The organism is Ruegeria sp. AG1 (assembly GCF_056541705.1).
In genome coordinates this window covers 463,344-477,970 of record NZ_JBQFYU010000001.1, presented here as the reverse complement: position 1 = coordinate 477,970, position 14,627 = coordinate 463,344, and the positions used below count along the sequence as shown (strand labels likewise).

The following is a 14,627-nucleotide window of genomic DNA, read 5'->3' as shown; positions in this document are numbered from 1 at the left end:
CTGCTGCCGTTGTCGCTGAGCAGCCGGGGCTTGTGGGCAACGGTGACACTGTCACAACCTGATGCAGCCAAAGCGTCTTCCAGTGTTCCTGTGACATCGTCAGCTTTCATCTTGGTGCATAAGCGCCGAATACCCAACGACATCCGCGGCTAGAATTGCCGCCAACCTTCGTTGCAACTGTTGCCCCTTGTTCGACATGCGTTCGACGATAGATGATGCGGCCCTCTACTCCAACTGCCTGAATACGAGGTTCGCTCAGGGCTTTTTACTGAAGCTCCTTGCCCTTGGCATAAACCTCCTATTTGCCCCAAGTTAAGCATTTCGGCACGGCTTGTGCTTGATTCAGGTGATGCTAGGATTTTTGGTAGAGAATACTGAGCAGTATTGGAGGCTGGTGGGGATGGCTGATCCGTTTCAAGATGTAGATGCTGCGGGAGCGGAGTTCATTTCCGCATTTGCCGACTCGATGGACGCGCGTCAGGCCGACCCCACAATGGAAAAGATCGTTTCAGACTATCTGGCCAAACTTTTGTTTGCGAAAGATAGCCTAACGATTGAAGTCGGATGCGGTGCAGGAGCTGTCACGCGCCGCATTGCGGAGAAGGCCAAACCCGCGCGTGTTATTGGTTTCGAGCCGTCTGTAGGCTTTGTGACCGAAGCAAGGGCGCGGGTTGGGGGCCACGACAATGTGGAGTTTGAGGTCGCAGGAGGAGCGTCGCTTCCCCTGGATGATGGCTCAGTTGATAACGTGATAATGCACACAGTGCTTACCCATGTGGAAGATCCGGCACCTCTTTTAGCCGAAGCAGGGCGCGTCCTTCGGTCGGGGGGGTGTCTCGTAGTGTGTGACGCTGACTTTTCGAAAGCGTCACTGGGAAACATGCCGAACGATCCCCTGGGCGCCTGCGCCAAGATATTTGTGAACGAGTTCGTGACCGACCCATTTGTTGTCGCCAAGCTGCGCGGCCTGGCCTCCAATGCGGGGTTCACAGTTGAAGACTTCAGTCTTCAAAGCAGAAGCATTCTGGACAACGACCAAATGCTCCCTTGGGTCGAAGAGACTGGAAAGGTGCTAATGAAACGCGGTGAAATTGGAGAGGATCTGCACAATGGATTGGTCGCCGAGTATCGCCGTCGAGCAAGAGAGCGCACACTTTTTGGCTATCAGGTATTTGCAACACTGATTTCGAGGCGGCCCTAACTCTTGGCATTCGAGTTGCGACGGTAGACAACAGCCAGCCACCAACCCTGCTCCATAAGATGGTTTAGCGAGCGCAGCCGAGGTCAAGGGGCGCGTTGTAGAACGATCAATCCTTTTTGCGCACCACGACGATAAATTGGGTCATCGAAAAGAAGAAGCGCCCAACTTTTGCAAGGCTGAACTGTTCGTCAAACCACGATAGTGCAAAAGCGGGATCAACATGATCATTTGCAACAGCGTATTGCTTCATGAGGTGCATCATCATGATTGCGAGGCCATCAGGCTTTAACTGGTGATCTGTCATTGTGAACGACAATACATCTTCCACATGGTCGCCACGCGCTTTGATCAGTGCGGGCAGTCTTTCCGGGAGGGAACCACTCACAAAGTGCTGGTTCCAGGAAGTCAGCATCTTTTGCATTCTGTCGGGCTCATCGCTGAACCAGATCAAGCTGCCAAAGTGTAGATCGCTGATGACGAGGCGCCCGCCGGGTTTGACGCACCGCAGCGTGTCAGCCAACGCACCGTCTACGTCTTCGATGTACTCAAAGACCTGTACCGAGACGGCCTTGTCAGCACTCTCATCCTCAATGGGCAAGCTATTTGCGGCACCAGCACGAAACTCCACGTTTGCGTAGTCGCTGCACCGTTCTCTAGCAGCTGCCGTCATGTCAGCGCTTGGGTCGATCCCGATGACATAGCCATCCGAGCCAACTGCCCGGGCCAACTCAACTGTTAACATCCCGTTGCCACAACCGATGTCCAAAATAGTTTCACCAGGAGCCGGGCACAGCGCATCAAATGAAGCCTGTCTTCGCCGCGTCAGTTCTGCGCCTTGATAGGCGATTTCAAGTAATTTCGTTGTTTCAGCGTCAAATTTAAGCAACTCGCTCCCCTTACAAAGACCACAAGTCTCCAAAACTTATCAGAAATTGGGTTATCTAAGAAAAGCAGGATGGATCGTTGAGTTTTGAGCATGGATCCACCAACAATAAATGAATGCGCCGACTGGTATCGACGTATTGGTTAACCTCGGGAGATAAGGCCGCTTCTGCCGCGATATCGGGCCAGCTTTTTGTCGTCGTTCGAAAGTTCGAGCAACATCAATTCAAGGGATGTCGAGGCCGTTCTCTCGTCCGAAATCGGTATAGAAAGTGTCGCTGCGGTATCGATCCAAAGTGGCTTCGTCTGCTTGTCTTGGGTCGTTGCCAGGGCTCTGGACACCGGTTCCTTCTATGAAACGGTTCACGAGATTAAAGACACCACAGACCTGGATAGCATCGAACAGCGCGCTCTCTGACCAGCCTGCCGCGTAGACCGCATTTGCGTCGGCTTCTGTCATTCGCGATGGCGAGACGGTGAGCTTTTCAATGTATGCCAGTAACGGTTGGAGATGGTCTTCGATTGGTGCCGTATCGCGGTCTTCCATCAGTGCCTCGATTGTCTCGACCTCAATGCCGTAGGCTTTGGCGAAAACGATGTGTGCGCCATGGCAATACGCACAAGCATTCAAGCCCGAGACATAGGCTGCAATCAATTCACGTTGGGCAACCGATAGGTCGCTCTCTCCTCTCATCACCAAGCTTTCGTACGCACAAAGCGGAGAAAGCTTGTCCGGAAAGGCTTGATAAACACTTCCCAGTGTCGCGTTCTCGGGCAGAGATGGAAACAGGCGTTTCATTCAATTCTCTTTCAATCTTGCTTTGGATCACTTCGTCTCAAAATGAGGAAGCAACGATGTGTACGCAACCTTAACGCAAATCCGGGTTCCGCACAGAATTTCCGTTGGAACACTACGAACGGCAGGTTTGCCTAACGAGACCCCAGCAAGTTCGTCGTTTGGTTAAAGGCAATTTCATTTGAGCCGTTCTCGTAAGTCTTCAAAGGATGGATTGAGCTCAAAACCGGGGCTTCACATCCAAGCGTGGTGACTTCTGCCTTGCGGACAAAACTGACCTTGGAGTCTACACCTTCGCTGACGCAGGATCCACCGCACTGGCGGCAACAGTTTTCCCCTCCAACAGGGAAAATCGCCAAAGCGGCCGTTCCACAGAGGGCTTGGGAGCTCCTTGATCGCTCTTTGACCAGATGGCGCTCCGGCATGGAAACTAAGGGACTTGGCCCAGCCCATAATCAGAGCTGGCAAATAGGCGTCAGGATCATAAAATTGGGCTTCTTCGCGCAAGGAAAGCGAACACAGGCAACATTGTTACGATCCAGACCACGCTATAAATTGCGGATGGGATGGCATATTCGCTTAACCCATTGGTGTTAGGCAACAGCAAGGTGGCAATTGCGATCCCCAAAGCTCCGTTTTGAACGCCGGTCTCAATTGAAATCGTCTTCGCCTCGATGTCTGTGCATCCGAGCATCCCTGAACTCATGATGCCAATAAACGTGAGTGACGCACCTACAACCAAAAGTGCGGGTCCAAGCCTAAGGAAGTTATCCGCGACCACCACCCAGTTTGAAATGATCGCGCCTCCAATGACCAGCGCAAAAAGTAGCATAGAGACCTTGCTAAAGACTGGTTCGACAGCGGCTACAATACGCGGCGCCAATGACCGCGCGGTCACCCCGACTAGGATTGGAGAAGCTGTTAAAAAAAACATTGCTAAAGCCGTCGAAGAGATGTCGATGGCGGGCGCAGTTGCCCCCATGAACATCTGCATCGAAAACCCCAGGATAAGCGGTACGGTAACGACACAAGTCAGACTGAAGACTGCTGTAAGAGTAACGGACAAAGCAACATCCCAATTCGAAAGCTTGGTTACGATGTTACTGATCGCCCCGCCCGGACAGGCCGCTAAAATCATAATGCCAACGGCTGTCTCGGTGGAAATCCCAAAGATAAAGATCACCATCAAAGCGATGCAAGGCAGCAAAATGATCTGGTTGAGAGCCCCGACGCAAAAGGCACGTGGACGTCGTCCGATGCGTTGAAAGTCAGCCGCTGTGAGTCCGAGGCCAAGGCAGAACATGATGACAACAACTGCGAGCGGCAGCAGCACAGATATAAAAATTTCGCCCATCTACCATGACCTCTATGACTGCATGCTTCTTCACGCTTTCGGACGATACCGTTCAGAAAACCTGATGACGAGTTTTATCAGTTTGGCGCATTTATCCTCAAGCGCCCGAAGATCGAGGCTGTCTTTATTTATTATACCTATCACTGGGTGGGACGATCTGGTGTGAAAGAGCATTCCAGTGCTAATCTCACTGTATGGCAAGTGTAACTTACGCATTCGCCCGCGCGATGGCCAACGCCGCCGGGATGACGCTGAACGACGATGGCGCCCTGATTTCGAATGGCGCTGTCGTGCTGCGTTTACCAGAAGCTCAAGACGGCCAATTGGCGGATGATGCGTATTTCGATTTGATAGATTGGATTCGTGCGCAACAAGCGGATGAGGTTGCGTTGGTTGAGGCCTATGCGAACGCGATTGCGACCGATGATCTCGGCGTCCTTGGCCTGGCTGTAAAGACAGCTCCCACCTTGCGGGAATCTTTGCAACGGATTGAACGTTATTTTCGTCTCGTCACGGACACCGCAGTTTACAGACTTGACGAAACCGGCGATCCGGTCCTTTGGATATTTGAAGGGCAAACGCCACATCGCGCCGCCTTGGAATTGCGCAACGAATGCGCGCTTGCCGCCTTTGCACGGAATATGTATCGGTTTGTGGGTGCTGGATTGTCGCTCGAATATGTCGCGTTCAAACATGCGTGCCGACAAGAGCATGAACGTTACGCCCAGCATTTTGCTTGTCCCGTGCAATTTGGTACTGACCACAACGCCATTGCTATGCGCCCTGCTATGCTGGAAAGCGAAAATCGTCTTGGCGATCCGGGCTTGTCAGATTTCATGACGAAGCACCTGGATGAGGAGTTCAACTCTCGCGATGACGACACCTCACTGAGCCAAGCAATTGTCCACCGGCTTACGCCAGCCCTAAGTAACGGCGCACCGCAGGCGGCGCATGTCGCCCAAGAGATGGGAATGAGCGAGCGCACTCTTTACCGCAGGTTGGCCGAAGAAGGGCTGACCTATCGCGACGTTCTTGGTCAGGCACAAGTTGCACTCGCTCGTGACCTGCTCCGTGACGGTAAGGCTTCCATAGCCGAGATCGCCTTTATGACCGGGTTTTCGGAACAGAGCACGTTCAGCCGCGCCTTCAAGCGCTGGGTTGGCCAGGCTCCGGCACGATTCAGGCAGCAAGCGACCTCCGACTAGGCACACACCTCAAGACCACATGGCAGGTTCGGCCAAAACCTTGGCAGGGCGGGCCGATACCTCAATCGATGTGGTGCATAACTTCTTCTTTGTCAGATCCACCTGGGGCGCTGCCGAGTAAAGCAAACCCAATTGCCCCTCTCAGACAAAGGAAATTTGCAATGAGCAATCATGACCACAAACATGGAGCAAGCTGCGCTTGCGACGTCACGCCCGAACGCGTTGATATGGCGCGCCGGCGACTCTTGCAACAAGCCGCCGGTGCGGCCGCGGCAGGTACAACAATAGTGGCTGGCGGGCAGGCCCTTGCCGCGACCGACGAAGCACGCGCCTACTATGCTGACCCGGAAAATCCAGGCCTTCCCCAAATCGACATGACCATCGAGCCGGGGCGTACTGCGCTTGTGGTGACCGACCCCCAGATTGATTTTTTGTCAGAGGACGGTGTGACGTGGGGTGTCGTTGGCGAAAGCGTGACCGAACAGGGCACGGTCGACAATATCGAACGGCTTTTCATTGCCGCCAAGGCTGCGGGGATGCCGGTCTTCATCTCGCCCCACTATTACTACCCACATGACCACAAATGGGAGTTCGAGGGCACTCTGGAAGCCACGATGCACAGCATCGGCATGTTTGACCGCCTGGGACCGCTCAATTTGGACAACTTCGAGGGCTCAGGTGCCGACTGGATGCCGCAATACAAGAAGTACATCGAGGATGGCGAAACCATCATTTGCTCGCCACACAAGGTTTACAGCCCTGCTCAGAATGACCTGAACCTGCAATTGCGTAAACGCAAGATCGACAAGGTGATCCTCGCGGGGATGTCGGCGAACCTGTGTACGCAGGCGCATCTCTACGAGTTGCTGGAGCTGGGCTACGAAGTCGCTGTCGTTCGCGATGCCACAGCCGGGGCCAAGGTGCCTGAAGGTGACGGGTATCTCGCCGCCGTCATCAACTTCCGCATGGTCGCCAACGGCGTCTGGTGGACCGACGACGCGGTTGAGCGCATTGGCCAATCGGCCTGACCCAAATCGATCTTCAAATTTGATCCTAGCATCCTGAAAGGACATATCATGACACGCATCTTTAAATTTCCCGCGCTTACAACAGCGTTGACTCTCGCCCTGGCGGCGGCGGCATTGGCTGACGATGAATACAACGTTTCGAACAGTCTTACCTTGACTGGGCAGCCCCTAGGCATGCATGGCGTCGATCCTGTATCGATGTTTGAAGCCGAAATACCCGAAATGGGCAACGCCACTTTTACATCAGCCCATGATGGAGTGGACTACTATTTTGCGTCGCAGGCAGCGAAAGCCACATTCGAGGCGGATCCGACGGCACATCTGCCTCAATTCGGCGGGTTCTGCGCCTTTGGCGTCTATGTAGGCAAGAAGCTTGATGGCGATGTTCGGTATGCCGATATCGTGGACGACAAGCTCTATCTCTTTGTGAACGAGGAAATCTTCAAGAAGTACCTTGAGGACAAAGAGACCGTGATCCAAGGCGCCCATGCCAAGTGGGCAGACATCCACAACACTCCTGTCGGCAGCCTTTGATCGAGGAATTTGGTGGCTTTTGCCGGTCGGAGCCACCGCTGCCTCTCCCCTCCCCAAAAGGCCGGCATTTCTCCAAGACACCCTGTCCGCAATGACAATTCGCGTGTGTCGAAAACTCTTCCCAAAGGAAACCAGACATGACTGATTTTGAGACATATACAATCGCCTCAGCCCCTGATGTCGCGAAACCAATTCTGGAAGCATCGCTGAAAGGATATGGTTTTGTGCCCAACCTTTATGCGGCCATGGCCGAAGCGCCCGCAATTTTGGAAGGCTATACGACACTTTCCAGCATCTTTGGAAAGACCAGCCTGTCAGAGACTGAGCGCCAGATCATCCTTATGACTAATAACCGGTTGAATGGGTGCAAGTACTGCATGGCCGCCCATACCACTCTTTCACTGATGGCCGGTGTCCCTGAAGACGTGATCGCAGCGTTACGTGATGGCAGCCCTATCGCCGACCCCAAATTGGAAGCACTGCGCAAATTCGCCATCGTGATCAACGAAAGCCGAGGCTGGCCCAGCGACGCACAGGTCGAGGCGTTTCTGACGGCTGGTTACACACGCCAATCTATGCTGGAAGTCATCCTCGGCACAGCGTTGAAAACCCTGTCGAACTATACGAACCATGTGGCGGACACCGCGTTGGATGATGCCTTTGTGCCAAATGCATGGATCGCCTCGGTCGCGGCAGTGGCTGAATAGCGCGACGCCCGCCCATTTGTTAATCTTGCTTTTGGACCTGTGTTTGATTCCCGACAAGAAGGGGATGTGATTTTAGACGTCCGACAGCAAAGTCAACAAAGGTGCGCACCTTCGCAGACACGGATCGTCCCTCTTGATGCACAAGATGGATGGGGACTTCGGGTGGTTCATACGACTTTAGAACAGTCTTGAGCCGCCCATCTGCAATGTAGGGTGCGACTTGATCGGACAGAAGCCGCCCGACACCATGACCTTGCAAGGCCAACTCGATCACAGCGTCATTTGTGTTCATGCTGATGCGTGTGCTCATGCGTTTGGTGACAGTCTTTCTGCCCCGTTGAAAATGCCATTGGGCCGATGCATTCAGTCCACTGTAGCGTCTGTTCAGCGGGGAAAAATCAATGTCACCTCAGTTTTAATAACGCCTAACAAAGCCTTAGATAGTACAGGAGTAGACATCAACGTTTACGGATAAGCGGAGGGCGTCGCACCTCACAAACACACCTTAATCTGTATTTCGAGCAGTGCGAAAAGCAATCATGGTTAAGTCATCCAAACGTTCTTCATTCGTACTATAATCTTGAAAAGCGCTGTGAATAGCCGACAATAGATCTTCCGAACACGACCACTCTTCCTGTTCAAATACAGATACAATTCTTTGAAAACCAAAAGCTAAGCGTTTTTCTCCACCTAATTGGTCAATCAACCCATCAGTTGAAACAAAAAAATCTGTGATTTGATCTATTTGAACTTCGTGCTCCAAGAATTTTGGACCAATAGGAGTGTCCACATACCCAATGCTCAGCTTATCACCTCGGATTCGGTCAATGCCGATCTTGGATTTGACCAAAAGAGACATACGCGCACCTGCAAACGTCGCCACCCCTTTTGCTGAATCGATCTGGCAAATCGCGGCGTCCATGCCGTCGTTGGAAGTCCAGTTTGCAGTATCCTGATTTAGAAGTGCACGCGTCAAATCGCTCAGCTTGGACAGTGCCAGCGACGGGCTAAGCGTTTCATTTTCGAAGTAAAGCCGCTCGAGTGTAGCGATTGCCAGCATCGTCATGAAGCCTCCGGGAACGCCATGTCCAGTGCAATCAATTAAGGCGAGCGTCGTAATTGGGCCGTCCGTTTTGATCCAGTAGATATCCCCACCAACCAAATCGCGTGGTTCCCATATGACAGCGAAATCAGCAAAGGCTTCCTCGCACTGGCTTGTCGTAGGCAACAAACCCTGCTGAATTCGCGTGGCATAGTTTACGCTTGCGACGATCTGATGGTGCGCCTCTCGGATTTCATTGACACGTTCAACCTCGCGATCCAGCATTGAGTTATAGCTTTGAACAACCTTGCCAATCTCATCTTCCGACTCGTATGGGACAATTTTAGGGTCATCGTATTGCTCGAACCTTTCGATGGCTTTCAACATTTGGCCTAGAGGTCTGTTGATGAGCCATAAAAATGCAGCAGCGCCTGCTAAGATGAGCGCAAATCCCCCGAGGATTCCAAGAAGGACCACAACACTTACTTCTGTCTTTAACTCATTGTTCAAGATCTCCTGATCAATTCGGACCAACATCGTGGCTGGCCCTGCGGCCGTAGGAACAGAAACGACGATGTCTAGACCAGATTTATTTATCTTGTCGCATCCAATAGCAGGCCAGGAAACCAGTGTTTCCAAGCTTCGCTCTAACCTCTGTTCAGCGCAAATAACGTAAGGAAAACCCGAGTAGACGGCGAGCAGACTCGTTGCTTGCGCAAAATTCCCTACTTCAACCAATTCAGCCAACGGGCGCGCTATACGATTGGCAATCGTTGCAACCTCTGCGGCAACCTGATCCGATTGAGCTTTCTTTTTGAATTCATAGTAAAAAAGAAGCACAATGGCATTTAACACGCCTCCGAGCAGCAGGGTCGCCAGAATATGCTTCAGAAATATTCGGCGCTTCAAGAATGCCCAGACTTTACCCACTAAATGCCTCTATAGTGTCCGGTATCTAGTTCCCGATGTTCTTCATCGCGGCCTGAAGAGCGCCACGATTGTTGACGATCATCTGTACAACTTTGTAGTCCCCGGAAACTTCACGCACTAGAAAGTCTGCGGTCACGGTGTCGCCATCTTCGGTTATCATTTCAGAGCAGACGAAATAGTCATTTCCCGCAAGAAGAACCATGGGATGAACATTTGCAGGGTAAACGGTTTCAAACGCGTTGGTGGTCGTGTCCAGATACGTGTAAGAACCGTCGACCATGACCCCATCGACATGCGAAATCATGGCGGATTGGAGCTTTGCCTTGACCTCAGTTGGAATATCGGCCGCTGTAGCCGGGTCGGACGATATTACTACGGCGACCACACACAATAGCCTAATCATATTAACCTCCCCACTAACAACACTGCACAATTGATACACTAAAAATGCATAAATGTGTATCTTATGATATTAAGACCTGAATTGAACTTGGTGCCACCCAAGCATGACCAAGGGGAACAGATGCTTGCAAGCGAAGTCTACGAACTACGCGCCAACCTGCGCCGACAAGGCGTTGTCTTTGCATACAGTGGGTATGTAACCGAAGGTATCCTCAGTGGTGTTGGCGATGCGTTAAAGCAGAAATTAGTGTCTGAAGATGCCGACACCAAAACTCTCCGAAGCGTTTTCGCTGTTTTCGTAGAGCAAATGCAGAACATGATCAGATATTCAGTCGAACGGCTACCAGCCGACGGTGAGACCGAGGTACTGGATATAAGTTACGGCATCGTGACCATAGGAAACGAGGCCGACGGCTATGTCGTTCATGCGGGCAATCTGATCCTTTTGAGTGACGTAGACAACATGCGAAAACGACTTTCCGAACTACGCGCCATGAATCGTGAGGAACTTAGGGCTGCGTACAAAGGCCAACTCCGGTCAGAAACTGACGCCGTCAGCAATAGTGCAGGTATCGGGTTAATTGAAATTGCGCGCCGAGCGTCAAAGCCAATCGAGTTTGATTTTATGCGGATTGACGATCAGCACGCATTCTTCGCACTCAAAGCGACGGTTTAAGAGGGTACGAATGCAGAAAATTGATATCCCGGCAACAAACCGCACCCCGGCCGTGGCGTTCGATTTTGACGTTGGCCACCTCAAACTGATTGGGGAATCCTACCCTGAGGATGTTACGACATTTTACAACCCGTTGTTTGATGCTTTAAAAAGTTGGTTGTCGGATGGTTCAATATCCAAATGTCGTTTTGACTTTGAACTCATCTATTTCAATTCGTCCAGCGCCAAGGCCATCATGTTGATCATGGAGCTTTTGGATTCCGCGGCTGAGGCGGGGAAAAGTGTTGACGTCTACTGGTTTCACGACCCCGAAGACGAAACCATGGAAGAACTTGGGGAGGAGTTTGGGGAAGACCTGAAACATGCCAAGTTCACACTGGAAAAGTTGTTGGATCGATGACTATCGACGATCTCTTTGTTCGCGAGAACGAGGCTTTGGAAGTCGCGGAAGCAGCTTTAAACAGTGGACAATTTCCGAATGGTGAAGCACGCAAATCAATTGAAAACCTTGTCGGAGAATACAGAAAGCTGCTCAGAACCACACGGCGCATGATGCGATTAAGTGATCGTAACGAGCGGGAACTGAATGCATTAGCCGAAAAACAGCGCATCGCCGCCGAAGAAGTTACCCAAAAAAACCAAGAGCTTGAGGCATTGTCAGGAAAGCTTGCCAAATACTTATCGCCTCAAGTCTACAACTCGATCTTTTCCGGTCGCCAAGAAGTTAAACTCGCGAGTAAGCGAAAAAAGCTGACAGTGTTTTTCTCGGACGTCGCCGGCTTCACAGAGCTTACGGATCAGATGGAGTCGGAAGATTTAACAGAACTCCTGAACAGCTACCTGACCGAAATGGCGGAAGTCGCTCTGAACCACGGTGCGACGATAGATAAGTTTATCGGCGACGCAATCCTTGTCTTCTTTGGAGATCCCGAGACTAAAGGGGTGCGGGAAGATGCTATGGCATGCGTGAGAATGGCAATTGCAATGCGAGACAAGTTGACAGAGTTGCGGGCAAAATGGAGCCGTCAAGGAATAAGGCAACATTTACAATGCCGTATAGGTATCAATACAGGCTTTTGTACGGTTGGGAATTTTGGAAGTGACGACCGAATGGATTACACCATTATCGGCGGCGCTGTGAACGTAGCATCAAGGTTGGAGCATCAGGCCGAGGAAGGAGAGATTTACATCTCGTACGAAACCTGGGCGCACGTGAACCACGAAATAGAGACCGAAGAAGTCGGTGCTATCCAAGTCAAAGGCGTGGCTCAACCTGTCATGACATACCGCGTCTTGGGTCAAAAGAAATCGAGACCGCGCGCAGAAAAAGTTGTATATGAAAACCCGAATTTTCAAATGGTGTTGGACCCGAGCTCGATGACACCAGAAGAACGCGCTGCAAGCTTAGAGATACTTAAGACGGCGCTTGCATCACTCCGCAAAAACGAACACTGAGGTCTCGCAGCCAGTGTTTGAACGTGTCTCGGCAAATTCCCACGAATACTCAAGAGTTGTTCCATGCTGTGGACAAGGTCGGTTTTGTTCATAGATCTGAATTAGATGTAACCTGCCTCAAGGGTAGCTTCGCCCGCGGACTGTGAACTCACCCAACCCAATACATTGCTCTTGCAGTGGACGGCTGCAATTCGATCTGCGACCGCAGAATAAAGACCTACCCTTGGATGTCAGAAGAGAGCTGTTCGCCAAACTTTGCAAAGCCCGCTTTCTGCGCATTGCTGTCATTGGAGCTTCGCGCAGCATCAGTCAATTTGGGCTCGATGCAGACGTTCGCTGCGCAGTGCATCAGTGACCGCTATGCGGACTTTCCCGCCGTTCGCCTTGCGCCCCTATACGGCCGCTATCTGCGCATTGCGGTCGTTGGTCGAGCACCGCACTTCGCAAGCGCAGCACGATCTCAGACCCTCGTGAACGGCCCAGAGCGGACTTTTAAGTAGCGCGCCGAGAATGGCGGCTTCGAAAGCCACAGCGAACAAGCAAGCTGCCCAACCCGGACGATGTGCGCCGCTACTCGGTGTGTCACACCGCACGGATCTCGAGTTACTCGCGACCGACGTCGCGCCTACCTTGGTGGCGAGTGTGTGAAAGGCACTGCGGGTATTGAACGAAACGGGCGTTGCGTTGTTCGAACGTTGGCTTTGGCAACTGGCAAGAAGGTCAGACGGGCCTTAACGTGGCGCAACACGTCAGACACCGAGACTACGGACCAGAAATGAAATCCGAGATTCCAAAACACAGCGCAATCTGGGGACAGATCATTGTCGGTGAGTTGAAGAAAACAGGCCTTTCCGAGCGGGATATCCGAAAGGAGTTCGGGATAACCAGATCTCAACTCGAAGACCCGGATGCTCGCTGGTCCTTCGACAAGACTGCCTGGTTGTTTGAAAAGGCGAGCGCTTTGACCAGGGACGACCTTGTCGGATACCGCCTGGCACAGTCGCCGGACCTGGTCAGGAAGGCCGGGTTGCTCGCCTATGTCGGCGTTTCGGCACCTACCGTTGGCGGTTACCTTCGAAACATCACCCGTTTTCAGCGCGTGATCGGTGACGCGAGCAAGACGGCCATGGAAGAAGGCCCGGAAACCACCCGGCTGACCTGGCACTACGATGTGCCAGCAAGCATTCCGACCGGGCAATATGCCGAGTTTGGAGCCGTTGGCACGGTCTTCGCCCTGCGGGACTACTCCAATCGGCAAATCCGTCCGACGCATGTTCGGTTCGCGCATCAGCGGCTGACCGGCACCGAGGCCCTCGACAGGTTCTTTGGCTGCAATGTCCTGTTTGGTGCCGCGGAGAACAGCATTGCCTTCAAGGCGGCTGATATGGATGTGCCGCTGTTGACGGCCGACGACAACTTGCAGCGGACGCTTTCGGTCATTTGCGAGAACACGCTGGCTCGGATGCCGCAGACACCCAACAGTGTGGCCCGGGTTGTTGAGAGGCAGATCACGGCGCGTCTTGCAGCCGGCACGGCCCAGCAGGACGCAATTGCGGCGGAACTTGGGATGAGCGCCCGAACGCTGGCCCGCCGACTGACCGACGAGGGCACGAGCTTCGCAGCGGTCGTCGCCAATCTGCGAAAGGCTCTGGCCCGGGACTATCTGCTCAACAGCACGCTTCCGCTCACCGAGATCGCCTATCTTCTCGGATATAGCGACGCCAGTACCTTCAGCACGGCATTCCGAAGATGGTACGGACAGCCCCCCAGCGACTTCAGGGAGCAGCCAGCAACAGAAGCGCCCCTGGCATAGGGCGAACGATCTGAGTAGAGGCCGGACTGCTCGGATCATAGGCCCGCACTTTCACGTTTCTCCGTCTTCCTGAACCACCCTGACGCAACAAACCCGGCAGGCATGAGGCCTAACGGGTTTGAAGCAGATGCCGGATCTCTCCAGCGTCGGTTGGAAGGGGTAAACCGTTCCGGTTGTCTCGTTGCGGGATCAGCGCTTGTGCTTGTTGCCACCCTTCTTGCGATCGTCCTTGCGATCTTGACGATCCCGGTCTTCGGCGATCTTGCCACCGAGCGCACCGGCGGCTGCGCCGAGGGCCAGGCCGTCCTTGGCGTCGCCGCCGGTGATTTCGGTCAGCACGGCGCCGGCCACAGCGCCCTTGAGGGCTTTCTCACCGATGTCACCGGCATTGGCGGCCATCGGGGCAGCGAGGGCGAGTGAGGCGGCAAGGGCGGCGAATACGGTGTTCTTGAGGGTGTTTGTCATCGGTTCCAACCTTTCTGACGGTGGCGACCTCCGTGGCCGCCTTCTGTGGAAAGATCTAAGCGAACCGCCATGCCCCCGCTTGAGAGCATCCGACAGCTTCATTGGAATGGCTGACATTGCAGAGCAACAAGCCAAAT

Annotated in this window: 16 protein-coding genes; 9 read left to right on the top strand and 7 right to left on the bottom strand. The window is 53.0% G+C overall.

Annotated elements, in window-relative coordinates:
- Positions 1-400: 400 nt before the first annotated feature.
- Entirely contained in the window at positions 401-1,201 is an 801-nt protein-coding gene (locus ACR0B5_RS02380) for a methyltransferase domain-containing protein (protein ID WP_170379997.1), read from the top strand.
- A 106-nt stretch (positions 1,202-1,307) separates the two neighbouring features.
- Here the strand turns inward: ACR0B5_RS02380 and ACR0B5_RS02375 are convergent, their stop codons facing one another.
- The 3 genes from ACR0B5_RS02375 to ACR0B5_RS02365 all read right to left on the bottom strand — a co-directional run bounded on the left by ACR0B5_RS02375 (position 1,308) and on the right by ACR0B5_RS02365 (position 4,233).
- A complete protein-coding gene (locus ACR0B5_RS02375; protein ID WP_170379996.1) occupies positions 1,308-2,087 on the bottom strand; it encodes a methyltransferase domain-containing protein in 780 nt (259 codons plus the stop codon).
- A 222-nt stretch (positions 2,088-2,309) separates the two neighbouring features.
- Positions 2,310-2,882, bottom strand: a complete 573-nt coding sequence (locus ACR0B5_RS02370; protein WP_170379995.1) for a carboxymuconolactone decarboxylase family protein — start codon at positions 2,880-2,882, stop codon at positions 2,310-2,312.
- 478 nt (positions 2,883-3,360) lie between these two features.
- Positions 3,361-4,233, bottom strand: coding sequence for a bile acid:sodium symporter family protein (locus ACR0B5_RS02365; RefSeq protein ID WP_170379994.1), 873 nt, complete (start codon positions 4,231-4,233; stop codon positions 3,361-3,363).
- Between the two features lie 227 nt (positions 4,234-4,460).
- Here ACR0B5_RS02365 and ACR0B5_RS02360 point away from each other — a divergent pair, with 227 nt between their 5' ends.
- From ACR0B5_RS02360 to ACR0B5_RS02345, 4 genes are all read left to right on the top strand, one after another.
- A complete protein-coding gene (locus tag ACR0B5_RS02360; protein ID WP_237217123.1) occupies positions 4,461-5,438 on the top strand; it encodes an AraC family transcriptional regulator in 978 nt (325 codons plus the stop codon).
- 161 nt (positions 5,439-5,599) lie between these two features.
- Positions 5,600-6,466, top strand: a complete 867-nt coding sequence (locus ACR0B5_RS02355) for a cysteine hydrolase family protein (RefSeq protein ID WP_170463858.1) — start codon at positions 5,600-5,602, stop codon at positions 6,464-6,466.
- A 48-nt stretch (positions 6,467-6,514) separates the two neighbouring features.
- Positions 6,515-7,000, top strand: coding sequence for a YHS domain-containing (seleno)protein (locus ACR0B5_RS02350; protein ID WP_170463857.1), 486 nt, complete (start codon positions 6,515-6,517; stop codon positions 6,998-7,000).
- Positions 7,001-7,137: 137 nt separating this feature from the next.
- Positions 7,138-7,707, top strand: coding sequence for a carboxymuconolactone decarboxylase family protein (locus ACR0B5_RS02345; protein WP_480538144.1), 570 nt, complete (start codon positions 7,138-7,140; stop codon positions 7,705-7,707).
- 19 nt (positions 7,708-7,726) lie between these two features.
- Here ACR0B5_RS02345 and ACR0B5_RS02340 read toward each other — a convergent pair whose 3' ends face one another.
- From ACR0B5_RS02340 to ACR0B5_RS02330, 3 genes are all read right to left on the bottom strand, one after another.
- Positions 7,727-8,074 carry a LysR substrate-binding domain-containing protein gene (locus tag ACR0B5_RS02340; RefSeq protein WP_480538158.1) on the bottom strand — a complete coding sequence of 116 codons (348 nt, stop codon included), beginning with the start codon at positions 8,072-8,074 and terminating at the stop codon, positions 7,727-7,729.
- A gap of 138 nt (positions 8,075-8,212) precedes the next feature.
- Positions 8,213-9,679, bottom strand: coding sequence for a SpoIIE family protein phosphatase (locus ACR0B5_RS02335; protein ID WP_480538142.1), 1,467 nt, complete (start codon positions 9,677-9,679; stop codon positions 8,213-8,215).
- A gap of 25 nt (positions 9,680-9,704) precedes the next feature.
- Positions 9,705-10,082 carry a hypothetical protein gene (locus tag ACR0B5_RS02330; protein ID WP_145974863.1) on the bottom strand — a complete coding sequence of 126 codons (378 nt, stop codon included), beginning with the start codon at positions 10,080-10,082 and terminating at the stop codon, positions 9,705-9,707.
- 120 nt (positions 10,083-10,202) lie between these two features.
- Here ACR0B5_RS02330 and ACR0B5_RS02325 point away from each other — a divergent pair, with 120 nt between their 5' ends.
- The 4 genes from ACR0B5_RS02325 to ACR0B5_RS02310 all read left to right on the top strand — a co-directional run bounded on the left by ACR0B5_RS02325 (position 10,203) and on the right by ACR0B5_RS02310 (position 14,025).
- Positions 10,203-10,757 (top strand): SiaB family protein kinase, encoded by a 555-nt coding sequence (locus ACR0B5_RS02325; RefSeq protein ID WP_170463849.1) that lies wholly within the window; start codon positions 10,203-10,205, stop codon positions 10,755-10,757.
- Positions 10,758-10,767: 10 nt separating this feature from the next.
- Positions 10,768-11,157: a DUF1987 domain-containing protein gene (locus tag ACR0B5_RS02320; protein WP_058276474.1), complete on the top strand. Its 390-nt coding sequence runs from the start codon at positions 10,768-10,770 to the stop codon at positions 11,155-11,157.
- Positions 11,154-12,212, top strand: coding sequence for an adenylate/guanylate cyclase domain-containing protein (locus ACR0B5_RS02315; RefSeq protein ID WP_170463847.1), 1,059 nt, complete (start codon positions 11,154-11,156; stop codon positions 12,210-12,212). Before ACR0B5_RS02320 ends, ACR0B5_RS02315 begins: the two co-directional genes overlap by 4 nt.
- A 775-nt stretch (positions 12,213-12,987) precedes the next feature.
- Positions 12,988-14,025 (top strand): AraC family transcriptional regulator, encoded by a 1,038-nt coding sequence (locus ACR0B5_RS02310; protein WP_170342831.1) that lies wholly within the window; start codon positions 12,988-12,990, stop codon positions 14,023-14,025.
- A gap of 189 nt (positions 14,026-14,214) precedes the next feature.
- Here ACR0B5_RS02310 and ACR0B5_RS02305 read toward each other — a convergent pair whose 3' ends face one another.
- On the bottom strand, positions 14,215-14,490 hold the full coding sequence (locus ACR0B5_RS02305) for a glycine zipper domain-containing protein (protein ID WP_170343544.1): 276 nt from the start codon (positions 14,488-14,490) through the stop codon (positions 14,215-14,217).
- Between the last annotated feature and the right edge of the window lie 137 nt (positions 14,491-14,627).